The 26531-nt window shown below is 50.6% G+C and carries 27 protein-coding genes; 2 read left to right on the top strand and 25 right to left on the bottom strand.

Annotated features, from left to right (window positions below; genetic code table 11):
* Positions 1-120: 120 nt before the first annotated feature.
* The 17 genes from A3844_RS19145 to A3844_RS19070 all read right to left on the bottom strand — a co-directional run bounded on the left by A3844_RS19145 (position 121) and on the right by A3844_RS19070 (position 13051).
* A complete protein-coding gene (locus A3844_RS19145) occupies positions 121-756 on the bottom strand; it encodes an NAD(P)-dependent oxidoreductase (protein WP_074108224.1) in 636 nt (211 codons plus the stop codon).
* A 29-nt stretch (positions 757-785) separates the two neighbouring features.
* A complete protein-coding gene (locus A3844_RS19140; RefSeq protein WP_167374708.1) occupies positions 786-1661 on the bottom strand; it encodes a beta-1,6-N-acetylglucosaminyltransferase in 876 nt (291 codons plus the stop codon).
* A 75-nt stretch (positions 1662-1736) separates the two neighbouring features.
* Positions 1737-2603 (bottom strand): VOC family protein, encoded by an 867-nt coding sequence (locus A3844_RS19135; RefSeq protein ID WP_074088505.1) that lies wholly within the window; start codon positions 2601-2603, stop codon positions 1737-1739.
* Positions 2604-2840: 237 nt separating this feature from the next.
* On the bottom strand, positions 2841-3572 hold the full coding sequence (locus A3844_RS19130) for a metallophosphoesterase family protein (RefSeq protein WP_074088504.1): 732 nt from the start codon (positions 3570-3572) through the stop codon (positions 2841-2843).
* A 44-nt stretch (positions 3573-3616) separates the two neighbouring features.
* The gene (locus A3844_RS19125) at positions 3617-3988 is read right to left on the bottom strand and encodes a helix-turn-helix domain-containing protein (protein ID WP_074108223.1); all 372 of its coding nucleotides are present in this window, start codon (positions 3986-3988) and stop codon (positions 3617-3619) included.
* A gap of 15 nt (positions 3989-4003) precedes the next feature.
* The gene (locus A3844_RS19120) at positions 4004-4543 is read right to left on the bottom strand and encodes a GNAT family N-acetyltransferase (RefSeq protein WP_074108222.1); all 540 of its coding nucleotides are present in this window, start codon (positions 4541-4543) and stop codon (positions 4004-4006) included.
* A gap of 41 nt (positions 4544-4584) precedes the next feature.
* Positions 4585-4761: a hypothetical protein gene (locus A3844_RS32825; protein ID WP_167374707.1), complete on the bottom strand. Its 177-nt coding sequence runs from the start codon at positions 4759-4761 to the stop codon at positions 4585-4587.
* Between the two features lie 758 nt (positions 4762-5519).
* Positions 5520-5942, bottom strand: a complete 423-nt coding sequence (locus A3844_RS19115) for an Rrf2 family transcriptional regulator (protein ID WP_074108221.1) — start codon at positions 5940-5942, stop codon at positions 5520-5522.
* Positions 5943-5995: 53 nt separating this feature from the next.
* Entirely contained in the window at positions 5996-6811 is an 816-nt protein-coding gene (locus A3844_RS19110; RefSeq protein ID WP_074088500.1) for a hypothetical protein, read from the bottom strand.
* 25 nt (positions 6812-6836) lie between these two features.
* Positions 6837-7421: a DJ-1/PfpI family protein gene (locus A3844_RS19105; RefSeq protein WP_074088499.1), complete on the bottom strand. Its 585-nt coding sequence runs from the start codon at positions 7419-7421 to the stop codon at positions 6837-6839.
* A gap of 31 nt (positions 7422-7452) precedes the next feature.
* Positions 7453-7773: a carboxymuconolactone decarboxylase family protein gene (locus A3844_RS19100; RefSeq protein WP_074088498.1), complete on the bottom strand. Its 321-nt coding sequence runs from the start codon at positions 7771-7773 to the stop codon at positions 7453-7455.
* 31 nt (positions 7774-7804) lie between these two features.
* The gene (map, locus tag A3844_RS19095; protein WP_074088497.1) at positions 7805-8551 is read right to left on the bottom strand and encodes a type I methionyl aminopeptidase; all 747 of its coding nucleotides are present in this window, start codon (positions 8549-8551) and stop codon (positions 7805-7807) included.
* A 358-nt stretch (positions 8552-8909) separates the two neighbouring features.
* Positions 8910-9368 (bottom strand): ferritin-like domain-containing protein, encoded by a 459-nt coding sequence (locus tag A3844_RS19090; protein ID WP_074108220.1) that lies wholly within the window; start codon positions 9366-9368, stop codon positions 8910-8912.
* Between the two features lie 354 nt (positions 9369-9722).
* A complete protein-coding gene (locus A3844_RS19085) occupies positions 9723-10352 on the bottom strand; it encodes an SGNH/GDSL hydrolase family protein (RefSeq protein WP_074100538.1) in 630 nt (209 codons plus the stop codon).
* Positions 10353-10427: 75 nt separating this feature from the next.
* A complete protein-coding gene (locus tag A3844_RS19080) occupies positions 10428-11291 on the bottom strand; it encodes a DUF2785 domain-containing protein (protein ID WP_074088494.1) in 864 nt (287 codons plus the stop codon).
* A gap of 149 nt (positions 11292-11440) precedes the next feature.
* Entirely contained in the window at positions 11441-12619 is a 1179-nt protein-coding gene (locus tag A3844_RS19075; RefSeq protein ID WP_074108219.1) for an NAD(P)/FAD-dependent oxidoreductase, read from the bottom strand.
* Between the two features lie 18 nt (positions 12620-12637).
* Complete coding sequence (locus tag A3844_RS19070; RefSeq protein ID WP_074108218.1) at positions 12638-13051, bottom strand: helical membrane plugin domain-containing protein; 414 nt, start codon at positions 13049-13051, stop codon at positions 12638-12640.
* A gap of 343 nt (positions 13052-13394) precedes the next feature.
* Between A3844_RS19070 and A3844_RS19065 the strand changes: the two genes are divergently transcribed.
* A complete protein-coding gene (locus tag A3844_RS19065; protein ID WP_074088491.1) occupies positions 13395-14012 on the top strand; it encodes a nitroreductase family protein in 618 nt (205 codons plus the stop codon).
* Between the two features lie 83 nt (positions 14013-14095).
* Here A3844_RS19065 and A3844_RS19060 read toward each other — a convergent pair whose 3' ends face one another.
* From A3844_RS19060 to A3844_RS19045, 4 genes are all read right to left on the bottom strand, one after another.
* A complete protein-coding gene (locus A3844_RS19060) occupies positions 14096-16285 on the bottom strand; it encodes an alpha-galactosidase (protein ID WP_074108217.1) in 2190 nt (729 codons plus the stop codon).
* Between the two features lie 249 nt (positions 16286-16534).
* On the bottom strand, positions 16535-17161 hold the full coding sequence (locus tag A3844_RS19055) for a hypothetical protein (RefSeq protein WP_167374706.1): 627 nt from the start codon (positions 17159-17161) through the stop codon (positions 16535-16537).
* Between the two features lie 598 nt (positions 17162-17759).
* A complete protein-coding gene (locus A3844_RS19050) occupies positions 17760-18452 on the bottom strand; it encodes a class I SAM-dependent methyltransferase (protein ID WP_074100545.1) in 693 nt (230 codons plus the stop codon).
* A 37-nt stretch (positions 18453-18489) separates the two neighbouring features.
* Positions 18490-19383 carry a LysR family transcriptional regulator gene (locus tag A3844_RS19045; RefSeq protein ID WP_074108250.1) on the bottom strand — a complete coding sequence of 298 codons (894 nt, stop codon included), beginning with the start codon at positions 19381-19383 and terminating at the stop codon, positions 18490-18492.
* Positions 19384-19527: 144 nt separating this feature from the next.
* Here A3844_RS19045 and A3844_RS19040 point away from each other — a divergent pair, with 144 nt between their 5' ends.
* Positions 19528-20268 carry an SDR family NAD(P)-dependent oxidoreductase gene (locus tag A3844_RS19040; RefSeq protein WP_074108215.1) on the top strand — a complete coding sequence of 247 codons (741 nt, stop codon included), beginning with the start codon at positions 19528-19530 and terminating at the stop codon, positions 20266-20268.
* Positions 20269-20441: 173 nt separating this feature from the next.
* Here A3844_RS19040 and A3844_RS19035 read toward each other — a convergent pair whose 3' ends face one another.
* The 4 genes from A3844_RS19035 to A3844_RS19020 all read right to left on the bottom strand — a co-directional run bounded on the left by A3844_RS19035 (position 20442) and on the right by A3844_RS19020 (position 26483).
* Entirely contained in the window at positions 20442-23774 is a 3333-nt protein-coding gene (locus tag A3844_RS19035; protein ID WP_425270615.1) for a X2-like carbohydrate binding domain-containing protein, read from the bottom strand.
* A 543-nt stretch (positions 23775-24317) separates the two neighbouring features.
* Positions 24318-24977 (bottom strand): YcnI family protein, encoded by a 660-nt coding sequence (locus A3844_RS19030; RefSeq protein ID WP_244169805.1) that lies wholly within the window; start codon positions 24975-24977, stop codon positions 24318-24320.
* A gap of 46 nt (positions 24978-25023) precedes the next feature.
* A complete protein-coding gene (locus A3844_RS19025; RefSeq protein WP_074108212.1) occupies positions 25024-25689 on the bottom strand; it encodes a response regulator in 666 nt (221 codons plus the stop codon).
* Positions 25686-26483 (bottom strand): sensor histidine kinase, encoded by a 798-nt coding sequence (locus A3844_RS19020; RefSeq protein ID WP_074108211.1) that lies wholly within the window; start codon positions 26481-26483, stop codon positions 25686-25688. The genes A3844_RS19025 and A3844_RS19020 overlap by 4 nt, the downstream gene beginning before the upstream one ends.
* Positions 26484-26531: the final 48 nt, after the last annotated feature.

Genomic DNA, 26531 nt, shown 5'->3' with positions numbered 1-26531 from the left:
TCCGTACTACGGGAGGGATGCCCCGGTAAACATAATAAGCAGGAGCGGGACCGTGTACACCGGTCTGACTCCTGCTTGTTATTTTAATAACGATCCAGCTTAAGGTTTGCGGTCATTTACTCAGGACTCCGAAACTACCGTAAACCGCTCACCGATATGCTGCGGCTGTTCGAGCTCATCCACAATGGCAATAGCATAATCCGCATAGCTGACATAGCTTTCGCCTTTGGAATTGGAGAGCAAATGATCCTTGCCTTTCTCATAGGCACCCGTTCTGGACCCTACGGCAAAGTTCGCAGATGGACTGACAAAGGTCCACTTCAAGTCCTTAGTGCCTTTGAGAATCTCTAGATTCTTGCCCTGGTTCAAGGCCGTTGGCTTCACAAAATCAGGGAATCCCGGGGTATCCACCACTCTCACGGTTTTGGCTTCATCCACATACAGGCTTCCCGCTCCGCCCACAACGATCAGGCGTGTATCCGGCGCAGCCTTCAGCGCTTCAATCAGCACATTTCCGGCATCCACATGCAGATGCTCTTCCCCAAATGGGGCGCCAAAGGCATTAACCACAGCATCAAAACCCTTCAAATCCTCTCCTGTCAAAGCAAAAACATCTTTCTCCACGACTGCGGCCTTGCTGCCCGCTACTTTGGACGCATCCCGGACGAATGCCGTAACTTCATGCCCCCTGTCCAGCGCTTCCTTGGTGATTTCGTTTCCTGCCTTGCCGCTTGCTCCAATAACTGCAATTTTCATGATAAGTACCTCCTTAGTATAGTAGTGCATCAGGCCAGCTGCAGGATATCCTGAACAATCTCCCGGTCCACATCCAGATCAAACTTGCGGCCCCAAAAGCATTCCGTTCCCTTTTGCCGGATTCGTTCGTAATCCTCAGCCCGGAGTGTTCTCGGGAATTCCGGTCCGGTGTCCCAATCGGTATAGCGTTTGATTTCATTAACAACCCTATGTTTAAAGCTGCTGTTCAAGATAATCGAATGAAAAAAGATTTCGTCTCCGCAAAAAGAGTTTTTAAACAAACGGACGTAACCGGGATTACTACGGATATACTCTAAAATGTACTCCATACACTCTCCGGTAACCGACATCCAGTTCGAACCCTTGTACAGGGCATCCGGCAGATTCTTCAGGCTGCGCTTCAGCACCGGCACCGACATCACCAGGTTAATGTACCGGTTGCGGATCTCCGAGACCGTTTTGGCCCGCGAGACGAGGAATCTCGGATAATACACAGACACTCTGTACATACACCCCCACATTTCCGCATCATTCGGCAGCTGTAGATGTTTGACGAACTCTTTACCCTGATTGTCCTTGAAAAAGTCAACGATCGTCCGGTTCGGAACCAGCGGCAGATCCTGCCCGCTTATAATATGAATATAATCGAAGTGCCCCTGCTCACTTATCAGCTCAAAGGATTTGAGGATGCACTCAATTTGACCGTAATGGCCCCACTGTACATCCACAGGCTGCTTCACAAAATGAATGTCTTCCCGGTGGATAATCTGCGCCTCGATCCCGCTTTTGCGGTCCACATGGAGAAAGAATTCCACATGCTCATCCGTTAACGATTCCAGCAGCAGGTTGATCTGCTCCGGGTTCTTATGACAAAGGACAACATATGCCATTTTGAAATGATTCAAAACATCCATCCTTTCGCTCATTTATTTCCACATATTATAGGGGAATCCGCGAAGATGAACAAGTTTTGCTGTTCTTTACGGCTTCACCAGCAGCTTAACACCTATATTCCATGGGTCGATAACCGTTACTATGCCATCCGCCACATCCACTCTGTATCCGGCGGAACGCACCCGTTCAGCTACGGCATCACGTTCCGGAACACTTGGCAGCAGCAGGGTAAAATAGTCAATGCCCGCCGCATCGGCCGGTGCTGCCGGAGCACCTTGTCCTGCCCAAACGTTCAGTCCCATATGATGGTGATACCCGCCGGCCGAGATGAACATCGCCGCATCACCGTACGCAGCCGTCTGCTCGAAGCCCAGCGTATCGACGTAGAATCTCTTGGCCTCGCCAAGATCGCCCACATGGAAATGAACGTGCCCGATCACGGTACCTGCAGACAGTCCGGTCCATGCCAGACCTTCTGAAGCGGCCAGCAGACCATCCACATCCACCGGATCTGTTGTCATCACAACGTTCCCGTTGGCCTCATACTTCCAGGTATCCCGCGGACGGTCGCGATAGATCTCAATTCCGTTATTATCCGGGTCCTGAATATACAATGCCTCACTGACGAGATGATCGCCCTGGCCGACATGAATTCCCGAATCAATCAGATTGCGCAGCACCAGTCCAAGGCTCGGACGGTCCGGTACAAGAATGGCGAAGTGATACAGTCCTGCGGCAGAATTGCGTCGGAGCACCCGCGCATTCTCAATCTCCCGCAGGACCAGGAGTACATGCTGGCCGTCCGCCGTCATTTCCACTTCACGCCCAGTCTGGCGGAGCACCTTCAGTCCAACTACATTCTGATAAAAATCAAGCGAACGCTCCAAATCGCTTACCCGAATCTGCACAAGTCCAATTTCCAAAGTTTGCGGCAGTGTTGCTGCTGTTGTCATATAAACCCCTCCTGGATTTAACTAAGATATCCAATTCCTGCGATTGCGGTTAGTCTTAACAAGTTCCAATATTACCATTCATGATTGTAACAGTTTCAGTTACATATTAACTAACTTTAGTTTAGTAGCATTCCATAAGTTTGTCAATTACCTTCTCATAAAAAAAAGCCGACCCCATCGCGGTCAGGCTTGATCCGAATTGAACTGGATGCCATTCCAGCCAGCTACAGCTTGTATTCATGCGTCCTTGCCCCGGTATTCTGCTGTTCTAAGCTCCCGAATATACGGCTCCAATTGGGGCATTTGTGAGTCTATGGCCTGTTGCACAGCCCGCTCAATATCATATGGAACCCTTACGAACTGCAGATTCAGCGATGCCTGATCACGGCTGCCGTAATCTCCCTCCAGAACGGTATACGAGGCCTGTGTGATATCCAGCGGATTGCCGACACTCCCTGCATTAAATAAAGTTTTTCCTCCCGGATGCTGAAGATATGCCCCGTGGATGTCCCCGTATCCGGCCACATCCGCCGGCAGCTGTTCACCACACAGCTCTGAAGGTTCAAACAGCGATAAACGCAGCGCCAGATCGTCCCAGGGCTGGATACGCTCATTTACGCTCCGCGGTGAAGCATGGAACAGGCGGATGTATTTTCCGCTCATCCAGAACTCGATGGAGAATGGCAGCTTGCTCAAATACGCTATTCGCCCGGGTCCGAGGAGGGCCTGGTGCCATTGTATCGCCTCAAACTCACTTTCATTTGCGATGTATTCATCCCAATTGCCCCTGACCACTTTCTCACAATGCTGCCGAATCAGGTCAACCGCCAGATCCGAATTGGGTCCCTTGCCTACAAGGTCCCCCAGACAGAAGATCCTGTTGATCTTGCGCTGCCGGATATCCGCCAAAACGGCCTCCAGAGCGGTTACATTGCCATGAATATCAGAAATAATAGCGATTTTCTCCACGTATGTACCCTCCGATGCTGTACTGATATGTAGTATCTCTTCGTTCAATTAAGCCTTTTATCACCGCTATAGACTCTTCTTTCAGACGTTGCGGCTTGAATCCATTCCATTAAATCTACCTTACTGAATAGAAACTGGTCATCGACCTTGATGAATGGAATCCTTGTGCCCCCAAAGGAACCCTCATTTCTTAAAGGGGAATTTTCCGCCTTCATAAGGTTCATCACCTGATCTTCGCTGATTCCCAGTAAGATAGCAGTCTCTTGAAGTGTGAGCATGGGCTTATTCTCCAAAGCTTGTGCTTCGGCTGCCTGCCCGCTGCTTGCCTGCCGATCATTGCTGATAACCACACAGCCGATAATAATAGATAATCCCAGAATCAGGCTAGCCGCTAGAAGCGATAATTGATTTTTCATAAGCATCTCCTTGGTTCAGGTACCGCAGTATTCTATAAGCCAGCAGTCCTTATATTCCCCTTCATGCCATTCATGCTCCGGAAGCAGCTTTTTACGCACAAACCCGTTTTTCTCATACACCCGCAGCGCCCGGTGGTTCCAGCATTGCGGGTCCATGACAATTTTATCCACCCGCTTTTCCAGCAGGAAGATAACCGTCTCCCGCACCAGCAGCGAGCCAATGCCCTTATTCCAGAGTCTTGGTTCACCGATAAACTGGTCCATTCCGTAAATCGAACCTGCAGAATCCGTATATCCATACTCTGCCCGCTCATCGTCATCAATGGGATAGAACTGAACGTAGCCTATATCCTCCGACCCGTAACGGACAATAGCGCGGATCATCCCCTCCGGGGTATCTTCGTAAAAATGCTCCTGCACCATTGCCAGATCATGCGGACGGTCACGGCCTTCATAATACTCCAGGACAACCGGATCCGACAGCCATTTCACCAGCAGCTTCGCGTCCTCCGGTTCCAGATTTCTAACACTGAGGTCTTTCTTATGATAAAGGATCAGGGCATAACACTCCTTTCCATATATGTTTGCAATCCGCGTTACATCCGCTTATCAATAATATGCTTGTTCTCTCTGATCTCTTTGCGCAGCAGCCGGATTTCGTCAATCAGTATATCCAGTTTGTCTGAAGTCCGGGATCCGTCTACAGCCTTTCTGATTACGATCAAAAGCACCACCAGACCCATGAACCATAAACCTAGTGCAAAAATCAACATCAATCCTCTCCCTTCGGCGAATGCATGGTGTTAGTCTACTGCACTTGGAATATTGTGTAAAGCAATAGACAGCCTTAGACAGCTTGCCGTACATGTCCCCGATACAAAAAAAGTGACCCCGCCAACGTCCGGCAGGGCCAAGGTCTATTTATAAGGGGGTCATGGGATTACTATAAGCCCTGAAGCTTAAAAGCGTATGAAGAACAAATAAAGGTTTGCTGAAATTGTCGAATCCGGTGCTACGCACAATAAAAAGATCCTGCCGAGGCACAGCAGGATCTAAGCAAAAATCTATCCACTGGGGGGTGGAGAACTCAACTATACTCCCCGAACCTTAAAATTACATAAATTCCCGCTAAATGTTTTCTTAAATTTTATTTACCCATTCGCGTTAAATTTAGCAGCCGGATACTCTTATGGCCCGCTTCCACCCGAAGCGGCTGTCCACCCAAGCCTGTTCTTTTTCACATATACATACGGCAAATCTGCCTTTGGTACAACATATAAATTCCCGTAGCGCGGATTGTTTTGAATTCGGCCTTCAGATACTTCTCCAGTAAAAGCAAGTACCGGATGCTTGAGGAGCAGGCTTTTTCTGACAGCAAGCTCCGGGCGGTGGAGTTCCTCCTGTGCTTGTGATCAGGCTGATTTTACCATAATGGCTTTAGGCTCGCACGTCTAAGCACAAAATAAGGTATCCCGCAGTCATCAATATGATGATGGGGATACCTTTACTGAGACGCTAAACCCATTACACTTCAAGACACCGGAATCTGATTCACAATCTGACCCAGTGTAACCTCCTGCAGCACATTTTCCATCGCTTGCTGAGCGAGAGAAAAGACAGGGATTATGGCTCCGGCAATATTCTGGCCAACCGGGCAGCTGGGATTCGGATGCTCGTGAATAGAGAACAACGAATCCGCCTCTACCGCATTCACAGCTCTATAAATTTGCAGTAATGTTATTTCGGCCGGGCTTCGCGTAAGCTTCGCTCCCGCTACACCGGGACGGACCTCAACCAGCCCTGCCTTATGCAGCATGCCTGTAATCCGCCGGATCACCACCGGGTTGGTGTTGACACTGACTGCGATCCATTCCGAGGTGCTTTTGCCTTCCTTGTTGCTATCGATCAGCGTCAAAATATGAATAGCCACCGCAAACCGGGTGCTGATGTTCATGGAAATCTCTCCTTAGTGCGTTACCCCATAGATGCAACTATAATAGTTACATTCTATCCGGTTGTCAATACCTGCAGTAGCTCGGCAACCTCAACAGGGTACTTCTTGGTCAGCCTTGATTTGCCCAGGTTGCTCTTCACAATCTTCATCAGCCGGGCATCTCTGCTCTCCGCATATTTACGCAGCATGGCAAATCCAGGCTCCGGCAGTCTGGCGGCAAATACACTCAGACTATATTCCAGACCCTTGGACAACACGCGAAAATGCTCCGGGTCGGCGGACCTTGAAGTCTCTCTGCCGATTCCCTCCATAATCCCGTCTGCCACCTCCAGACAATACAGAACATTGGGCTCAGGCTTCAGCAGCGGCGGATGTGCCAGTGCTGCAACAAAAGCGCGCTGCTCAAGCAGTGTAGACCCCGCACGCCATCCTTCTAGCAACTGCTTAAGCAGCACAAAATCATACTCGCCAATGGATTGCAGCCCCATTGCTGCGGCCTCACGAATCCTCCATCTGGCGTCATTCATCGCCGCTCGCAGGAATCCTTCCGCCTGGCTCCGCCGTCCGGCAGCCCCATGGGCATAATGGGCTCCGCAGGCCCAGACTGCACAGAACACCAGGAATTCCTGCGGATCACCTGCAGCAGCTTCAGACTCAGGGATCTGCGCCCAGGCAGTGATTAGCTCCCAGGCATCCTCCGTCACATCAGGTTTGGCACAAAGGCTGGCAAAGCTGCCCGCCAGTGCGAGGTTGGCCCTCGGTCCGGGCAGGCCGCTCTTCTGAAGCATATCATGGGTAAGCACCGGCCATTGATCACGGTTGTTCATCTGCTGCTGTAGTGTTGCCGGTAGGTTTGGACTTTCTTTCATCTCATTGCCCCGTTTCCCTGCGCTTCTACTGTCTGCAAATGATTCCCTGCACATCATAGGGGTAATCTATTTGCTTCTTGACAGCAAGCATGGCAGCTTCTCCTGCCAGAAGCGACATTATATATAGTCCCAGATCAATGGAGGCAGAAACTCCGCCTCCTGTAATGACCTTGCCGTCCTGTACAATCCGCGTCTTCACTGTCTGTTCGCAATACGGCTCCAGCAGTTCATAAGCGGAAGGGTGAGTCGTAGCCCAGCGGTCCTGCAAAAATCCGGCCGCTCCCAGCAGCAATGAACCCGTGCACACGGACACCTTATAGGGGACCTCTTCGGCTCCCCGAAGCCAGGAGATGAAGGGTTCATCGTCCAGCAGCTTTCTCGTCCCCATTCCGCCCGGTACAAAGACCAGGTCATATTGCCCCAGATCCGGCTGAACCTTGCCGATCTGAACAACCAGTCCCTGCTCATCCTCCACCTGTCCGGTGAAACCGCAGATGTCCATCTCCAGCCCTTGGCCTGCTTCATAGGCCCCCAAACGGCGAATCACATCATAAAAGCCGGCAAAATCCAGAAAAGTGATACCATCAAAAAGTACAAAAGCTATACGCATCTTATCCTTCTCCTTCCGGCAATTCCACGAATTATTCGCTGTCATACGCCTGCAAAGCCACAGGTAAGGCTTGAATAACCCCGTTACCAGCAGCCGGCAAGCCCAGCAGGACTGCACTGATAACCTCTTCTCTCGTGGCTCCAAGCGCCTTGGCATGCTTCACATGAAAAGGCAGACCGCTTTCAAGACGCATCGCCGCCAACACCGAAATATAGGCAATTTCTTCTGTCTTCGGATCCAGATGGCTTGCAGCATCCAATTTCTGAACCGTCTCCATCCAGGCTTGCTGCTGCTGTGGAGCTTCCTTCATAAAAGTCGCAAAGGCATTACTTACTTGCGGTGTATTGTCCATTTGATAGCCTCCATTTCGTATAATGAGCCTTTCAGGCACTTGTCAGGATAATCGGCTTACCCTTGGTGACTACGATCGTATGTTCATACTGGGCTACCCGGCTGCTGTCCTTCACACTCAGTGTCCATCCATCCGACTGCTGCTCCACGAAATCCGTTCCTGTTGAGAGGAACGGCTCAACCGTGATGACCTGCCCTTCTTGCAGCACAGTGGTTACACGCGGGTTATAGAACGGAAGGATCTCAAAAGGCTTCTCATGCAGCGATCTGCCTATGCCGTGGCTGCAGAGATTCCGCACTACTTTGTACCCGCGTTTGCGGGCTTCCAGCTCCATCATGCGGCCGATCTCGTTAACCTTCATCCCCGCTCTCAGGTGATTGATAACACTCATCATGGTCTCTTCGGTGCTGCGGCATAGATGGACAATCTCTTCATTGAACGGCGGCAGTTGAAAAGACACCCCAGCGTCCCCGTAATACCCGTTAAGCTCGGCGGAAACATCAATGTTAATCAGATCACCCGCCTGAATAACCCTGGAGCCCGGAATTCCGTGAGCTACCTCTTCATTGATACTGATGCAGGTGCTTCCCGGAAAATTATAGGTGACCTTGGGAGCAGACTTCGCGCCGAACCGCTCCAGAATCGCTGCTCCCACCCTATCCAGCTCAGCGGTTGTCATACCTGGAACTACACTTTTTCTCATTTCCGCTATAGTGTAACCTACTACTTGGCCTGCTGCCTTAAGACCTTGCAAATCCTGTGCTGTATCACTAGTCATCTGCCCACATTCCTCTCGGTTCATATCACTTCACTGGCAAATCTGAATTTGTTCTTATACTAATTCCTGTATAGAGTGATCGGAGTTCAGGGTAATCCTGTCACCGGAAACAGATCACTCTGCATGAAATCCATTTCGCATTGATGAATCCGAAAGCATTCTAGCAGCCGCTCAGCAGAACAGCCAGCGGAACCGGCACGATCAGCAGCAGCCTTTTCATGGGTTCCACCTCCAAATTCTTATGTATTCTCCAATTATATCAGTCTTGTGAACCAAATAACATTCTATCACTTTTGCAAAAAAAAGAACCTGCAATGTCTGCAGATCCTTCCCATTAAGTTCTGGTTGATACGCCATTTTATATCTGTTTCATCAACCAATTCTGTTTGCCTATCAATTTCATAAGCGCAAGCTGTTGCTCCCCCCACAGCATATCCTCTTCCTCGTCCTTAACATAATCCTTAAATAGATCATAGGAAATCGGATCGCCAATCATGGTTTCAAGGATCTCGCCAACTTGGCCTAAGCCGCTTTTTGAAAGCTCCACATCATATGTAAGCCATTCTTCGATATCTTCGTATACCGGAACTTCCTTCGCTACACCGTTCTTGACGACACCGCCAAGATCAATAATACGGTCAATGAATTTCCCGACAAACTGCATCTCTTCCTCTGCGTGTTCTGCATATTTCTCCCCAAGTTTTGACAAACCCTGGCTGGCAAAAATTCTGGACTCTATTCTGTGTCCGACAGACTGCTGCGAAAGCATGGTTACTAACATCTGGAATAACTCGATAGTCTTTTCATTTTTAGCCATAATGAATTTCTCCTCATATACTATTTTTTATAAAACTAAATTTGTTATAATTGTATTTTGCACAATCTTTTTATATATTCAAATTACTCCTTAAGTGAATCACTGTCAAGAGTGAATTAGCTTCAACCTCCTTGAACATCCAGCCGTTCGTAAAGTATATGACAACGTAGTTGAGTAACTGAAAAAATTGTATTTTCTATACTCATAGTGGCTTCGATAGTCATGTTATCCCTCGCGTATGTGAAACTTGTCCTTTTGATGCATCTAAACAAAAGGCCGATCCGTTATATCTCAACGGATCGGCCTTACGGAATGGCAGACAAATATGTATTCAATGCAGGCTGACTATTACATTTAGCTAATGGCCCCTACCGCTCTCAGCCAGGCATCGGTAATGAGAGCATGTCCAGCCGGTGAAGGATGAACCCCATCCGGTGCCCAGAACGCAGACTCCGCCTTCACAGATGCCGCAGCAAACAATCCATCGAGCGGTACCAGCACAGCACCATACTCACGGGCCAGCTCACGCACCACATGGATTTTCGGGTCCAGATCCTGGCGCCAGCCTTTGCGGTCCTCAGGAACCGGCAGCACAAAAGGCTCAACCAGAACCAGCTTGGCGCTTGTTGCTGCCAGGGTGCGTTCGATCAGATCGCGATAGGAAGCTTCGAACTGTGCAGCCGTAGTCTCCTCACCGGAATCAAACCGGCGCCAGGTGTCGTTGATGCCGATATAGATCGAAACCACAGTCGGCTTCAGCTCCAGGCAATCCTTGTCCCAGCGCTTCTGCAGGTCTGCCGCACGGTTGCCGCTGATTCCGCGGTTGAAAAAGCTCAGTTTCTTTTCGGGATATAGCAACCCAAGGCGCGCCGCTATCATCAGTGCATAGCCCACACCCAGCGAGGACGGGTCTTCATAGTTTCGGCCCCAATCGGTAATACTGTCGCCCTGGAACAAAATGATATCGTTTTCTTGAAATTCCATACTGAAAAGCCTCCTATAAAACAACAGTTATAGTATAAACAAATCTATTATAGCAAATAGATTTCGGGTGAGCACCTAATGAACAGAATTAATAGTTCCGGTGGTGAATTTGTTCACGTTCAGTTCAGCGGTGAGCAAGGCCTCATGTAGCTCCTGACCGAGCCCCTCCCTTTCTCTTCTGAAATATAGAGCTCTCACGAAATTCTTGCTGTTGACCCGGTTGATGTATTGGCTGCGGCTGCCTGGCTGGCTGCCGGAGGCCGCAAGACTACCAATCCATTCAGCTATACGTTTGCGCGCAAGCAGATTGCCGCGGATCATGGTGTCCACAATCGTAGCCATCCGTTCATCCTCTTCGTCTCTGAAGATGTATACTCCGTTGTGGAGCTTCCTCCGAACCACTTCCAGGACCTCAAGTTGTAACGGCTCATCACATTCCGGACATTGCACCAGTTCATCCAAGGCATCCGCCCCATGGGCCGCCGAGTGGGCCCAGCCGCCTTCTTCAACATAGCCGCGCAGGTCCTTCTCTTCAATGTAATAGCGAAGAAGCGCTGTCTTCACCTTCAGAAAACCAGCAGCATCCAGAAAAGGCCGTTCTCTGTGCCGCTGGATAATAAGTCCAATAACCAGTGTAGTAAAGGTTCTGGTAAACACTGTATCCTCCCCTTGGCCCCCTATGCCATGGAACAAATGCTGCTCATCCAGCAGGACCGCCGTTATCCCGCGAAGCTCGTCAGAAGAGAACAGCCGCTGCTCCAGAATCCATTCATAGAATGCCGGATAGATCAGCTCGTCCCTTAGCTCCGGCTGAGGATCTCCGATATACTCCAGCATCAGGGAGATGAAACGCTGATGCTCTTCGCCTTCACGAAGCCTGTAGTGCTCCGTTTCTATTCTTTGCAAATCGGTCATTAACTGAATTCTGACACTATTCATGGTTTCACTCCATCCATTGATTTACTATGTAAATTAACACAATACCGTAACCCTTTCCAGATCAAAAAAACCTCCAAGCCTAAACGCTCCTTACAGCATAAGGATCGGATAGGCTTGAAGGTCATATAGGACTTTGTAAAATATGATAATTAGTACGCCAGGCTGAACAGGCCTTTGATGTGGGACAAATAACGGATATTGCTCGCTTCCTTCATAAGGGTTGCAGGCAAGCCTTTGAGTGGAGTATTGCTGGCGCCGATAATCGCCACTCCGTCTTTGCGTCCCAGGCTGGCAAGCGTACCGGAGTTGATCGGACTGAAGGCTTCAGACGCAGAGTTATTCAGATAAGCATACAGATTGTAGCCGATCAGCTCGCCCATCTGCCAGGCGATTTGTGCGGTCGGCGGGTATGGACGTCCATCTGCTGCGAAGACAACGGCGCTGTCACCTGCCACAAAAACATCCGGGTGCGAGGTCGACTGCAGAAAATCATTGACTGTGGCACGGCCGCGGTTCACTTCAAGACCCGATTCACCAACAAGAGGATTGCCTTGAACCCCACCGGTCCACACGAAGGTATTAGCCACAATCTGCTGGCCATCCTTCAGATCGATCACATTGCCGGCTACATTGGTTACAGGAAGACCAGTCAGGAAAGTTACCCCGCGGGCAGTCAGGCTGGTTACCGCTCGTTCAATCAAGTGATCCGGCAGCACTGGAAGAATTTTGGGCCCAGCTTCTACCAGCATCAGCTTGATATCTTGAGCATTCACACCATACCGTTTGGTCAGCTTCGGCAGCACATCAGCAATCTCGCCTACCAGTTCCACACCGGTCAGCCCGCCGCCGCCAATCAGAATGGCCGCATCGGCAGGATTGTGCGTCTTGGAATATTCACGAATGCGTTCTTCAATATGGGCATGGATTTTTTTCGCGTCCGCAGCGGATTTCAGCACCATGCTATACTCTTCCAGCCCCGGGATGCCGAAGTATGCCGTAGTGCTGCCAAGCGCAACCACAAGGGCATCATACGTGAGCGCCGTACCGTCGGATAGCTGCACCTGCTTGTTGTCAACGGAGAATGACTTCACCTTGGCAATTTTCAGATCAATGTCTTTTCCGGCAAATAGCTTGGTAAGAGGCATAGTAACAGCTTGTTCCGAAGCACTCCCTGCGGCCAGACGATGAAGCTCGGTAATAATCTGATGCGTCGGATACTGATTGATGACTGTGATTTTAGCTTCAGCCTTACTCATATATTTGCGCAAGTTAATAGCACTCAGAAGGCCGCCATAGCCAGCTCCGAGAATCACGATATGTTTTGACATGATAATGTTCCTCCGTCCTTATTTTTGTGGATTACGTTCGCCGCTGACCTGCAGGTATGCATTCATGAAACGGAGCATTTTTTGCACCTGGGGGTCCTTGATCATTCGCATCATGCCGAACAGGCTGATCGTTTCACTGCTCTCATTGGCACGATCTTTGGCTTCGATCACTGTAGCCGCCATCGTTTTAACGGAATCTACTACAGGCTCCGCAAGCTCCTTGATAGCACCCACTGTATCACTTTTCAGCACTTCATCCGATGCAACAGCCTGCACAAAATCAAGTGATTTGGTTAATGCACCAACCAGCTGTGTAATCTGGGGAAGCTGCTCCACCAGTGTTGTTAGGGATTCCTGCACCTCAGGCTTCAAGAGCTGATCCAGGAGATCTTCTTTGGTAAAAGCTTTGGTTTGAGTAATGGTTTCTGACATAATGAGCGCTCCTTTACAATAGCTTTATTTCATATAGAAGATGGACTACAGATGAACGAAATAATTAATCTCTAAATCAATGTGATTATTATAACATTCTCTATGTAAAAAATGTCACAATCTTTTTGCCTCTATACCCTTATTTTGTGATTAAAATCACTTCTTTTCTTCGGATTTCGATATATCCCTCATTTTTGTAAAAAAATTTAGTGCAGCGTTACATTTAGTCATTGACGAAGGTAAAATGCCGTGATATGTTTAGCAAGTAACAAATAGTAAGTTCATTTATTAATGTCAGCTATTAATAATTATTAACCACTACATACACAATGGAGGAACGAACATGAGTACTTTTTCAGAATTGGTTCAAGCACGGAGATCCGCAAATAACTTCGTAGAGGGCATCGAGATTCCCCAGGGCGAGCTGGAGGAAATGTTCTCGCTGGCCCGTCTTGCCCCTTCAGCCTATAATTTGCAGCATGCGCATTATAAGGTGGTTGCCAATGAAGAGCTGAAAGAGAAAGTCCGTGAAGCAGCCTATGGCCAATATAAAATCCACACAGCTTCAGCCGTTATCGTCGTGCTTGGAGACAAGCATGCGTATCTGCAGGCATCAGAAATCTATAGCGGCCTGAAAATGCTAGGAGCCATGAGTGAGGAAGAATTTGACGGCACTATTGATGCCATCAATGGCGCCTACATTGGAAATGACGCTTTTCAGCGCGATGAAGCGATCCGCAATGCCTCCCTGTCCGCGATGCAGTTCATGTTGATTGCCAAGGACAAGGGCTGGGATACCTGCCCGATGATCGGTTTCGATTCTGAAGCCCTCAAGGCGACCCTGAGCCTGCCTGAGAATTTGGTACCGGTCATGCTTATTACCATCGGCAAGGACAACAAGCACAAGATCAGACCCCGCGGCTACCGCAAGCCGGTGAATGAGTTTGTTGAGTTCTTTTGAGTGATGCACGCAGCAAAAAGAGCCATCAGTCCCGCAGCCCGGATGGCTCTTTTTTTTGCTTAAACAGTAGTAATTTCTACGCTCTACACTCTGCGGAAACGCCACAGGATACTTTGAAAATCACCATGCAATGCAGGCAGCGGCAATCCCGCATACATCAGATGATCGCCTCCGTATACACCGCCGCCTTCCAGCCATTCATAATCCGCATCCGGATTAAGACCCTTAAGTCGCAGGTAATACAGCTTATCATTAGGCTCAGCCAGTGTACGGACATAGACCACTACAGCCTCTGACTGATCTTCTGCCGCAATCAGCCACGCCGTCTCATTTCCTTCAAAGGGGCTAAGGAGCCGGTATTGCTCCCCAAACTGAACCAGCGGACGCAGTTCTTTGTACAGCGCTACCTGTGCTTTTACCGCCGCCTTTTCTTCTTCCGTGAACTTCGTCAAATCCAGCTCATAGCCAAAATTGCCTGACATGGCCACATGGCCACGGAGTTCCAGGGATGTATTGCGCTGAACCTGATGGTTCGGAACCGCAGATACATGACTGCCCATAGCGCTCAGCGGATAGACGATACTTGTGCCATACTGGATTTTGAGCCGGCTGACGGCATCGGTATTGTCACTCGTCCAGGTCTGCGGCATATAAAACAGCATCCCGGGATCGAAACGTCCCCCGCCTCCGGAGCAGCTCTCGAACAGCACATCCGGGAATTCCGAAGTGATCCGTTCAAGCACACTATATAGACCAAGCATATAACGGTGCGCCGTTTCGCGTTGTCTTTCCGGCAGCAGCTGTGCAGATCCGATTTCAGTCATATTGCGGTTCATATCCCATTTGACATAGGTGATTGGCGCTGACCGCAGCACAGCAGCAATGCGGTCACCGATCGCCTGGCAGACATCCTCGCGTGAGAAGTCCAGCACCAGCTGTGTACGGGCCAGCGTTCTGCGGCGTTCCTGTACATGCAGACACCAGTCGGGATGCTGCCGGTACAGCTCACTGTCCGGCGAGATCATCTCCGGTTCAAACCACAGGCCAAACTGCATGTCGAGCTTATTCACCCGCCGCGCCAGATCCTCCAAACCCTCGGGCAGCTTGTTCGGATCAACCACCCAGTCCCCAAGCGAGCTGCGGTCATTGTCCCGGTGGCCGAACCAGCCGTCATCCAGGACGAACAGCTCCATGCCCAGCTCACTGCCCGCCCGGGCGATATCTTCAATCTTATCGGCAGTGAAATCGAAATATGTAGCCTCCCAGTTATTGACAAGGACAGGACGCGTACGGTCACGGAAGGTGCCGCGGGCCAGCCGCGTACGATACAGCTTGTGATAGGTTCTGGACATTGCGCCAAGGCCAGCCGCAGAGAAGACAAGGACTGCCTCAGGAGTCTGGAAGGATTCTCCCGGCTCAAGCAGCCAGTTGAAATCAAAGGGATTGATGCCCATGGATACACGGGTTGTCTTATACGGCTCAACCTCTGCCTGAGCGGTAAAACTGCCGCTGTAGACCAGACTGACTCCATATACCTCCCCATGATCTTCATCTGCCCCCTTGGAAAGAAGGGCTATAAACGGGTTATGGGCATGGCTGCTTGCCCCTCTGCGGCTCTCCACTCCTTGCATTCCGGAAGCGAGCGGCCGGCGTTCTACATAGCGTTCTCTTGCCCATGAGCCTGACAAGTGCAGCAGATCGTAGCTGGAATCGCGCAGGTCTACGCTCATGCTGAGTCCGCGCAGCAGCTTCAGATCCCCTGCTCCTTCATTTATGAAACGCACTGAACGCGTAATCGCATTCAATTCATTAAACACAGTGTAACTAAGGATGATCCGCAACCCGGCTACCGCATCTAGCAGCTCCAGCTCCAGAGTCTCCGCTTCATCCTCATGCTCGGCATAAGTCGCTGGGAGGCCTTGAAGTGCAGGTTTACCGCGATAAATCCGATGGGTATCGTACACAGCCTCGGAGGCTGTCGTCCCGTCAGGTGCCTGAATCTGGTAGGCGGGATGCCTGAAATCCCCAACACCATACGATGGATATTCCTGCGAAATCGTGTCAAAGGAGATTGACATATCTTCAGGATAGGGACTTGGCGAGAAGGAGCAGCGCTCCGTCCGCTGCAGGATAGAAGATAGCGCGGTTGCCCGGATGGCTCTCCCCCAATAGATATGAACCGGGACTCCTGTGGGCAGGAGCTGGAGAACATAGCTGGTTGCACGGCTCTGAATATGAAATATACGTTCCCCCGAATGAAATTGAATTCCCATCTGATCCTCCTAAAATTGGCGGGCGAGGCTTCGCAGTAATTATTCTAACTGGCACCGGAAGCATCGGCCTGAATTTGTTAGCATTCTATTTTCGCGAAAAACTCAATTCAACAGCATGCATTTCATGTTTGTTAGCAAAATACCTATGAATCCTCAATGAAACTGGCTTGTCCTGCAAGCATAGACTAAATTTTGTTAGCGCTATCTTAGTATACTATGAAATCTTTTTAAATTCATTAGTGCCAGCAATCATTTTGCATACTGCAGGATGGCGATTGCCGCCCGTTCCCTCCGCTCCGCGTCCTCACTCTGCAAAGCAGCCTTCAATACAGCGAGAGCCTCGGCAACCATCTCATCGTCAACTTTTCCTGCTGTTTTTGCGCTGACTAGACTTTCTGTTGTTGACTCTGTGATCCATAAATCAAGCCTGGCGCCGGGCAGCGTCCCTGTGTATTGCGAAATAACCTCCGCCTCTGTTAACCACTCTCTCAGCGTGTGATGAAGCATCGCAAGAGGTACGCTTTTTAGCCAGGTTACTCCCCGTCTGTGGCATCGCCCATCTTCAGCCGAATCGAATGTACCCGCATAAAAATAATCGCCCAGATCGCCCAGATAAGCCCACTCTTCATCCGCTATCAGCACATAATCCCCATCCTGCATGTCGTGAACGAAGATTTGAAGATGATCCAGCGCGGCATCCAGCTCAGCTCCTTCCCCAGTCCCGGCAAGAATCAGACGCTTACGCATTTCCTCCTTACCTGCATACTCCAGATCCCCCACACCGGTATAACCGATGCATACATAATTGTCCTCTAAAAACTCCTGAACCCGCTCCACACCCAGCGGCTCCGTTTTGACCTGAAACAGCTTCATCATTGGTCATCCTTCCCTTGAATCTCCGCAAGCTTATGTATAAGTAATTATACCTCAAGAAACTAAGGATACCGGAGTATAATAGCGCTTACATTAGATTGTTTTTCAAAACAGCCCCAAATTTAAGGGTTTCGCCTTTTTACGAATCCGGGAAATGACGGTATAATTCAGGTATCAACTCAAGGAACCATACACTGCTGAAAGGAAGCCGGCGGGCAGAAACATTCTCTCCGAAAATAATCTTTGGCAGATGTACTCCCTGAGATTGAGACTATATCTTTGATCCTGTTGCTGAAACTTTCAATCCATCCCGGGACGAAAGGGTATGAGCTTCTTAAAGCTCAAACATTGAACCATGAAACCAATCGTTAGCCAGCGGATGAATTAGAGAAGAATCATAAGCAGGATAGGCAAATTGAATGCCGCCTCGGACGATTTCTACCCGGCTGAGAACAAGGATAGGATAAGGAGTCTGAGAATAACATGGGTATAGTATCTACACCATAAACCCCTATTATTGATGCAAATCAATAATAGGGGTTTATGTGTGTTCCAGTCTTAGGTTCAGCCTAATAAATCCATGGGTACTGTGCAGGTCCGCTTAAGCACGCAGCAGCCGTAGCATAGAGTCCGCTCCCCTCTGAAATTCATAAGGGACCAACCTCTCTTCAGCAGTCCAGCCTTGGTCCTTAACCGCACAGAGCAGTCTCTCCAGCTCCTTGTATCTTTGGCAGGATAAGTCCACCAGCGGAAAGATCCGAATCTCCGACTTCGTAACTCTCATCAATTCCTCAATGGTCCTGAGATGGAAATCATAGTCCAGCCGGTCCCCGTACATAAACAGAAAATGTGCGGACAATGTGAGATCAAAGGTCTGGTCGGCAAACGGAAGCATCGGCAGCTCTACCGGAACATACCGTTCACCAAATTGTTGCCGGTCCAGGGTGCTGATCGTTAAGGCTGACGTCCTTGCCTGCTGTAATTCCTGCACTGAAGCGAACTCTTCCCACACAAAGCTGTCCTTGACCTTACCCACCTGCTGCACGGTGTGATCGATATCTCTCAGCCCTTTGTCCCTCAGCACTTCAGCGGAATAATCATACGCAATATCTGCGGCAACTGATGCCGCACCAAGCTTGTTTGCCTCGGCAGTAAAAGAGCAGGCTCCCGCCGGGCAGTCCAAAATACTCCGTCCCATCAGCTCCTCACGCTGAAGATCGAACATCCGTAAATACTCCTCAAACGTGCGGCCAATAAAAACAATACGCTCCAAATCCAGTTTGTTTCTGCTCATCTCCGCTCAGCTCACCTTTCCTGGTTCCTATTCTCGGCTAAATGACCGGCAGCACCGCCAGTTCCTGCCTGATGAAATCATACAAGCTGCGGATGGCCGGTTTCAAGGGGTAATCACCGATTCGGCAAATGATGCCGCAGGTCATGTCCACAGCTTTGCCCTCCAGCCTTCGGAATACAGTTCCGGGAGGGACGGGGTCGAGAGTAACCTCAGGTACAAGCGCAATTCCAAGGCCGCTCTGCACATAGAACTTCAGTGCAGACATGCTGCCGATTTCCATCGTATTCAGCGGCGGTCCGGCAGATTCCCTCAGCACGCTCTCCAGTTTTTTGCGGTAGGGGCAAGTAGGTGCTGTAATCAGCAGGCGGTTGCCTCGCAGATGATCCGCTGTAATGACGGGCGCGGAAGCCAGCGGATGGCCTTCGGGCATTAACAGCACAAATGCCTCTGTAAACAGCGGTTCAAAATGCAGCTCCTTCCCCAGCTCCGGAGCGGAACAGAGCACAACATCCAGCTCCCCGCGCAGGAGCCGGTCACAAAGCGCACCTGAACCGGAGATATCCACGGACAGCTCCATTTTGGGAAACCGTATCAAGAATTTCTTCAGGATGACAGGCAAACGGTAGCTCGCTGTGGGATCAGCAGCGCCGATACGGACATTCCCTGCTTCACCTGATTTTAAATCCGTAATGCTGCTCTGGAGCCGTTCCATATCCTTTACAATTCTGAGGCTCTGTTCATGAAACAACCGTCCCGCTTCGGTGAGTGTAATACCTTTGCCCCGTTCCAGCAATTGAACACCCAGATCCGACTCCAGCTTCTGAATTTGCATCGTGACCGTAGATTGGGCATAATTCAACTCTTCCGCTGCCCGGTTGAAGCTACCGCTCTGGACGATTGCTTGAAAGGTTTTTAGAGTTTTCAGATCCAGCTTCATTCCCTCCCCTCAACTCAAGCCTACGCATACTTAATTCAACCAAATTGAACTCATCCTTCAATTCATTCAATTATACAAAATCGAACGTGTTATATAAACTGTTGTTAGGATAAAAACACAATCAAGGAGTGAATACGAATGGAATTGTCAGGAAAAGTCGCGCTGGTCACAGGTGGAGGGACGGGGATTGGCCGAGCGACAAGCCTCGAACTGGCTGCACGCGGAGCCACAGTCGCCGTCAATTACTCCCGCTCGGAAGCGGAAGCGCTGGAAACGGTTCAGCGGATCATTGAAAAAGGCGGACGGGCCCTTGCGGTTCAAGCAAATGTAGCCCGGGATGCAGAGGTACGGAATATGGCTCAGCAGATCGCCGGAACCTTCGGAACCATCGATTTGCTCGTGAATAACGCGAGTATCACCAGACACATCCCTATAGACGATCTGGAAGCGGCCACGGAGGAGGTGTGGGATGAACTGTACGATGTCAACGTCAAGGGTATGTTTTTCTGCGCTAGAGCAGCGGCGGTATATATGAAAAAGCGCAAGCAGGGAGCTATTGTCAACCTCGGCAGCATTGCGGGGAATACAGGAGCCGGCTCCTCTCTTCCCTATGCTGTATCCAAAGCGGCCATTCATGGTTTAACCCGATCCCTGGCCCGCGCGCTTTCTCCGTACATTCAGGTCAACTGTGTAGCGCCGGGGGCAGTCGCTACCCGATGGTGGACTGGGCGGGAAGAACAAATGCGCCAGCTCGCGCCGAATCTGCTGCTCCAGCGGATAGCCGAACCGGAGGATATCGCACGGTTCATCTGCGCCGCTCTGGAGCAGGAAGCCATGACCGGGCAGATCATTACGGTGGACAGCGGACAGACATTATAAATACGAAGCAGAGTCAGCATGAGTACTTCGTGTGAAGTAAAGCTGTGAGCAAAAGCCGTCAATGATCAAAAACGCAGAGCAGTGATCCTCCGATAACGGGATGATCACTGCTCTGCTATTTTTCTAGCTATAACCCTCAGATAAACCCCTTCTAATTCAGGTATGCGGGTGAGTTACGAAGGTTCATTTCCCCACACCAGATTGCCGGAAAGATAGGCTGGAGCTTTGGTCCAGTCTGCATAATTGGTCCCCGCCCCATTGAAGGAGTAGTCCCCTGTCTGCGTATAGGTGCTCCAGTTCGATTTTACAGCCTGCATCTGGATGTCAATGCTTGCCCCAGCCGCCAGAGATCCTGCTGCGCTGGTAAATCCAATTTCCAGGTAGTAGTCTGCGCCTGTCTTGGCAGACGGCATTTTGACAAAGCTGCCTGTCACATTCGCACTGCCGACCTGGGACCAGTCACAGAAGAAGTTCTGTGTCTGCTCACCGTCAATGGTGTAGTAGTATCTTAATTTCACATCTGACAGCGAAATACTGCTAGTCCCTGTATTGACCAGCTTAAACTTTGGATTGAGGGATTGCACCGACGCTGCTGTTGCACCATTATACATCTGTACTTTAAGTGCTCCGGCAGGTGGGGCTGTTGTATCCACGACACTTACGGCCAGGGATTGCGCAGCTCCGGCACTGAAATTGAAGCTGAGCGTAGTCGTGCCCACCGCCTGTGCTGCCAGATACTCCTTCTTGATCGTTACGGTTGTCCCGCCCAGTGTATAATCCGTTCCGGACACCAGGGTGGCAGCACCGTTCTTGATCGAGCTAAGGCTGTTGCCATTCAATGTCAGTGTGACTGGAACATCTGCCTGATTCGCTGTCTTCTTGTCAAAGCCCGCGGTGACCGGTGTAATCACCGAATTGGCCGTTCCAGTTGTATCAACGACGGCTACGGTCAGCATTTTTGCAGCACCCGCACTGAAATTGAACGTTAGCTGGGTAGTGCCCACTGCCTGGGCAGCCAGATAAGCCTTCTTAATCGTTACCGTTGTCCCGCTTACACTGTAATCCGTTCCAGCTGTTAGGGTTGCCGCACCGTTCTTAATGGAGCTAAATGTAGTGCCGTTCAGTGTCAATGTGACTGGGATATCGGCCTGGTTTGCAGTCTTCTTATCAAAACTGGCGCTCGTTGGTGTAATCGACGCGCTGGTAACTGGAGGATTTACCGGATCCGCATAAAGTGTGCCTCTACCGTTCGTCCCAAGATAGACACGGCCGTATACTCTAGGGTCACCGGTAATTGCCATGTTGATTTTGGCATATTGATGGGCGTCATCATTAATCCGTACCCATGATGCACCGGCATCATCGGAACGGAAGACACCTCTGACGCCATCGATTTTGGCTACCGTATAGAGGGCCATGTAGCTCTGGCCCGGAGCGGCCATGCCAAAGCCGATCAGATCGCCTTCCTCAACGTTCGTCAGCTTGGTGAAGCTTGTACCTGAATTAGTAGAGTGCCATATGCCATATTTGCCCTCAACCGCATTGCCGCCTGCAAACCAGATATCGCCTTCGATGCCGGGCACGGCTTTCATACTGATCTGTGCCTGATTTGGCTGTAGACCAGCTACGTTATTTGTTGGGAACCCCGTTGCCGCAGTAGCGCTGAAGGTAGCTCCGCCATCTGTACTGATATAGAAGGTTCCGGCATAGAACGCATAGAATTTGTTCGGGTTCACCCGATCAGATGCCACTTTGGCGCCTGCCGGAACGCCTGTGCTTGCGGTCCAGGAGTTGCCTGTAGTTTTGGAATAGTAGACTCCGATATCCGAAGTGCTCCACAGGATGGAATTGCCGTTAGCCGATACCGCAACCTGTCCTTGTCCTGCAGTCGTCTTGGTTCCGTTCGAAGGCTCGCCATTCGGCATATACCAGTTGACACCGCCGTCATTGGAGATTCCGATTGACTTCATGCTCGGAGACTTCTCCTTATCTGCACCTCCTACACGCACAACATAGGCAGGACTCAGCTCCGCATAATCGATACCTGTTGTTGTTGCCCAGGACGGGCTCGTCTGGAACTTGACGGGTGCCAGGGTTACATCTTCATAGCGGAATCCGGAAACGTCGCCAAGCGCCGTAATCAGGTGGGCGGTTCCCGATGGAGGGCTGATCAGGCCAAGGACTGCCGTTTCTTCCACTCCTTTGGCCATCACTGAAATATTAACTTTGCCCCCGGTATCCCAGGAGCCCAAATTGTTCGTTCCGTAGATGGTGGCTCCGGTCCCGTACATCATACGATTCGAGTTGAAAGGGTCAATCTCCAGATCCCCCATCATCCAGCCTAGCTTCGGTGATGGATCTATGGAAGTAGGGTTGGTGACGCCATGATCAAGCCAAGGTGCTGCGGTAATGTCCATAGCGAATTTATACGTACGCTCAGGATAGCTGCCCCAGTCCCAGATCCGGCTCCAGGTCGCACCGCCGTTCGTACTGCGGAAAATCACCTCGTCCGGCCACCATGCATTCAGACTTGAAACCATAACGGTGTTCGGGTGCTGGGCGTCTACAGCCAATCCGCCGAAGCCATACCAGTTATCCGTTCCGGTGCTTGGGCTGATATTGGTCCAGGCTCCGCTGGCGGTATTCAGCTTCCACACTTCGCCCTTGCTTCCATCATAAGGGCCGACACCGTTACTGTAGGTGATGTAAAGGTCTCCTGTGGATGACAGCACCCCATGATGGGGCAGGAAGCCGGTTGGCTGTCCGGGAACTGCCGTCCACGTTGCTCCCCCGTCGGTACTGCGGTAGACGCTGCTAGCAGTATCGGCAACACCGACATAGATTGTTTGAGTCGGGCTGCCTAGTGTGCTGGTGCTTTTATCAAAAGTAATCCAGGATAATCCGACCAGATCATTACCGTAATCCAGTGTCGGATTCTGAATATAGGTGCCCACATTCGGGAAGGAGCTTACCTTCGACCAGGTTACCCCCGAGTCTATACTCTTCCATAATCCGTTGCCGCTGCGTGCTCCAAAAAAGAGAATGCTGTTCTTGTTGGGGTCGATAACCAGTCGCTCCCCTGCGGACCGGCCGGGCATATTGCCCCCAACCTTAAACGGCAGCGGAGTAGACTGCCAGGTATTCCCCCGGTCGCTGGAGCGCATAATCTGCCCGTTATCATCCCAGCTGTTGGTATAGGTGCCTGTAGCCATATATACCTTGTCCGGATTGATGGGGTCCGTGGCGAGCGCATCCACACCGTTCTTGTTCCAGTCTACCCAGCCTACTGCATCACTGATGGATACCCAGCTGCCAGTAGCCTGATTCCAGCGGTATGCGCCGCCGATATCGGTGCGTGCATAGATTAAATTCGGTTCACTCTGATTAAAAATAATGCCGGGCACAAAACCTCCGCCCGCGCCGGTGACAACACTTTTCCAGCTGTAGGCTTCACTTGCCGCTGCACGGGTAATCGCTGGAAAGGCGGTGAATAACGAGCTTGTCATAGCGGCCAGAAGCACAACCAGGCCCAGTTTCCGGATACGTTTACGTGTCACAATTTACGCCTCCTATGATTTGATTTTTCCCAGTCCATTCCTTGTGGTTCTTGGGCTTTTCCCGTTTCCTTGCCCTCCTTCCTGATCCCCGATCTGATCCGGCAAACAGCAGCATGTACATCTGATAACGCTTACATTATAATTGGTAAATATTATAATATGATATGGAAAATGGTTGATTTTGCGGGAAAATCGTCGTCTGTTTTTGTACCATTTTCTCGCTAATAATTACATATTAAGTATATAAGGATAAAACAGTTCCGCCCTGGGCGCCTCAAGTCATCCCGTTTCGTTATGCTTCCGAAACAGCATACTGCGTATCGCTTTCAGGCATCCGTTTCAGCGAGAAAGAGAAAGATGATTTTATTCGTGAAACATATACATTCTTATGTATTAAAAAAAGCTATTCCTTGCTGCAATATAGCTCTACAGCAAAGGAATAGCTTTAGGATCAACGTTGCCCGGTCTCTTGTCGTGTGTACCCGCTTAGCGCTATGCCCGTCCCCGCAGCAGCCCAATTGCCGCCAGCAAAAAAGACAGCAGAGAAATGCCCAGTGCAATGTACAGCAGCGGGGAAACACTGGACGTTGAATTCTGATTCTCCATAATCGCATTGTGCTCATCCATGCTCATTGAATCCTTGGCACCCGTGTCCATATTCGCCGAACCGTGAGAATGGCTGCTGCTCCCTGAGGCTGCTTGCACAATCTCGGTGATGGCATGAGGAGTATCCGTACCTTCATCACCGGACCACTGGACCAGACTGCCGTCGGCATAATGCTGGTAGGCATCCCAGGCGATTTCGCCTGCGGTATCCGGGTTCTTGGCCGTGAAGTAAAAGCGCTGGAACTGCCCGGCCTCTATCCCTGCTCCGGTCGATGTCCAGCTGATTTTATTGCCGTCAATCGTCACTTTCCAACCCGGTACAGCCTCGTACTGTTTGAATTCCGCCCCTTTGGGAATGCGCAGGTCGATCTGCACAGTGGCAGCCTCTTTTTCTGAAGGCACTTTCAGAGTATATGTCTCCCATGCACCTGTGGTTGATTCTGCCGGAGCCACGGTCACATGCGCACTGGCAGCCGCAGCGAACAACATCAGGGCTGCGGCAGAGGGTGCGGCTAAAACTGCGATTTTACGGAAAAGTTTATTCAAATTACATGTCCCCCTTTTCATGAATCACTGAATCTTCCGGTTCGTTCTATTTTTTCTTGGGGAAATCCCTTTCCCGGGAAGCCAGCCCCTGTTCCAGGGCATACCGCGTCAGCTGTGTGCGGTTCTGCAGCTGCAGCTTCTGGAGGATGTTTTTGAGATGGTTTTTGACCGTATGCTCCGAAATGCCAAGTGTTGCCGCAATTTCCTTATTCGTGGAGCCGGAGGAGACACAGCCCAGTATTTCCTTCTCCCGCGCCGTTAATGCCTCCCGCTCTTCCTTGACGGAAGTGACAGCAAATTCCTTCAGAATCTGAAAAGCCAGCTCCCGGCTCAGCGGAACCTCCTCACTGACAATCGCCAGCAGGTATTCGATCCAGGTGGACGGGGCCAGATTTTTCAGCAGATACCCTTGTGCCCCCTGCTTCAGCGCTTCGAATAAATAGGAGATTTCGTCGGAAACGGTTACGATTACGATTTTGACATAGGGATATTCCTGTTTGATCCGCCGTGTGGTCTCCAAGCCATCCATCTCCGGCATCTGAATATCGATCAGAATCAGATCGGGCATCCACTGTCCGGTCCACTCTATCGCCTCAGCACCGCTCCCCACGGCACCGATGACCTCAAAGCGCTCATCCATCGCCAGAATCTCACACATCGCCTCACGGGCATGGGCGTGATCATCCACTACAAGCACCCTGCAGCGGTTCATACGGAGGTCCCCCTTTTGGCAATTTCTACAATGGTCCCGGAATCCCCGGATTTCAGCGTAAGCGTCCAGCCCATGCCTTCCGTACGTTCCTTCATGATCTGCAGCCCATAGCTGCCGCTTACGGCAAAAGGGTCCTCATGCCGGATTCCGGCACCGTCATCGGAGACTGCAACCCGCCAGCCCTGCTCATCCGCCCGGCCGGAAATCGCAACCTTGCCCGCCCGGGTATGCTTGCGTACGTTAATCATCGCCTCACGGATACAGGAGAGCAGCTCCGCTTGTTCAGAAGGACTGAAGATTTCCTCCCGCAGATCCCAGTCCAAGGCTACGTCAATTGAAACCTCACGGGCAATCTGCGCGAGCTGCTCCTGTACCGACAGCTTAAGTAGAGACGACTGCGGACCCGTAACCGGAACCTTCAGATTGGATATAGCCTGCCGGACATAGCGGTTGACCTCATGCACGGTTTTTTTCAGCTGTCCAATCATTTCCCCGTTCATCTCGCCCCGCTCGTGCTTCTGTTCCAGGCGGTCAATCCGTACCGACAGCAAGAATAAAGACTGCGCCATCCCGTCATGCAGCTCTTTCGCCAGCGCCTCCCGGGCCTCCATTGCCGTCTTAAGCATACGTTCCTGTTCCAGCTCCTGTACATTCTTTTCCATGAGGGAGAACAGCGGTAACAGCAGGACTATACTGAACAGGAACACCAGTACAGGGGTTAAGTAATTGCCCATGTTCATGGAGAGATAAGGCATCAGGAACTGATGGCGTACAATCTCCCAAATGCCGACCATGACGGTTGGCAGCAGCAGAATAAGCAGCTTAATTCTTGTATACGTTGC

The sequence above is a fragment of the Paenibacillus helianthi genome (genome assembly GCF_001909055.1).
Classification (GTDB): domain Bacteria; phylum Bacillota; class Bacilli; order Paenibacillales; family Paenibacillaceae; genus Paenibacillus_AQ; species Paenibacillus_AQ helianthi.
This window is presented reverse-complemented; position numbering and strand designations above follow the sequence as displayed.

Bases quoted from the DNA above. Each gene is read 5' to 3' on its own strand.
- A3844_RS19145 (WP_074108224.1), bottom strand. From the start codon at position 756: ATGAAAATTGCAGTTATTGGAGCAAGCGGCAAGGCAGGAAACGAAATC.
- A3844_RS19135 (WP_074088505.1), bottom strand. From the start codon at position 2,603: ATGACAACAGCAGCAACACTGCCGCAAACTTTGGAAATTGGACTTGTG.
- A3844_RS19125 (WP_074108223.1), bottom strand. From the start codon at position 3,988: ATGAAAAATCAATTATCGCTTCTAGCGGCTAGCCTGATTCTGGGATTA.
- A3844_RS32825 (WP_167374707.1), bottom strand. From the start codon at position 4,761: ATGTTGATTTTTGCACTAGGTTTATGGTTCATGGGTCTGGTGGTGCTT.
- A3844_RS19115 (WP_074108221.1), bottom strand. From the start codon at position 5,942: ATGAACATCAGCACCCGGTTTGCGGTGGCTATTCATATTTTGACGCTG.
- A3844_RS19110 (WP_074088500.1), bottom strand. From the start codon at position 6,811: ATGAAAGAAAGTCCAAACCTACCGGCAACACTACAGCAGCAGATGAAC.
- A3844_RS19105 (WP_074088499.1), bottom strand. From the start codon at position 7,421: ATGCGTATAGCTTTTGTACTTTTTGATGGTATCACTTTTCTGGATTTT.
- A3844_RS19100 (WP_074088498.1), bottom strand. From the start codon at position 7,773: ATGGACAATACACCGCAAGTAAGTAATGCCTTTGCGACTTTTATGAAG.
- map (WP_074088497.1), bottom strand. From the start codon at position 8,551: ATGACTAGTGATACAGCACAGGATTTGCAAGGTCTTAAGGCAGCAGGC.
- A3844_RS19090 (WP_074108220.1), bottom strand. From the start codon at position 9,368: ATGGCTAAAAATGAAAAGACTATCGAGTTATTCCAGATGTTAGTAACC.
- A3844_RS19085 (WP_074100538.1), bottom strand. From the start codon at position 10,352: ATGGAATTTCAAGAAAACGATATCATTTTGTTCCAGGGCGACAGTATT.
- A3844_RS19080 (WP_074088494.1), bottom strand. From the start codon at position 11,291: ATGAATAGTGTCAGAATTCAGTTAATGACCGATTTGCAAAGAATAGAA.
- A3844_RS19075 (WP_074108219.1), bottom strand. From the start codon at position 12,619: ATGTCAAAACATATCGTGATTCTCGGAGCTGGCTATGGCGGCCTTCTG.
- A3844_RS19070 (WP_074108218.1), bottom strand. From the start codon at position 13,051: ATGTCAGAAACCATTACTCAAACCAAAGCTTTTACCAAAGAAGATCTC.
- A3844_RS19065 (WP_074088491.1), top strand. From the start codon at position 13,395: ATGAGTACTTTTTCAGAATTGGTTCAAGCACGGAGATCCGCAAATAAC.
- A3844_RS19060 (WP_074108217.1), bottom strand. From the start codon at position 16,285: ATGGGAATTCAATTTCATTCGGGGGAACGTATATTTCATATTCAGAGC.
- A3844_RS19055 (WP_167374706.1), bottom strand. From the start codon at position 17,161: ATGATGAAGCTGTTTCAGGTCAAAACGGAGCCGCTGGGTGTGGAGCGG.
- A3844_RS19050 (WP_074100545.1), bottom strand. From the start codon at position 18,452: ATGAGCAGAAACAAACTGGATTTGGAGCGTATTGTTTTTATTGGCCGC.
- A3844_RS19040 (WP_074108215.1), top strand. From the start codon at position 19,528: ATGGAATTGTCAGGAAAAGTCGCGCTGGTCACAGGTGGAGGGACGGGG.
- A3844_RS19035 (WP_425270615.1), bottom strand. From the start codon at position 23,774: ATGACAAGCTCGTTATTCACCGCCTTTCCAGCGATTACCCGTGCAGCG.
- A3844_RS19025 (WP_074108212.1), bottom strand. From the start codon at position 25,689: ATGAACCGCTGCAGGGTGCTTGTAGTGGATGATCACGCCCATGCCCGT.
- A3844_RS19020 (WP_074108211.1), bottom strand. From the start codon at position 26,483: ATGGTCGGCATTTGGGAGATTGTACGCCATCAGTTCCTGATGCCTTAT.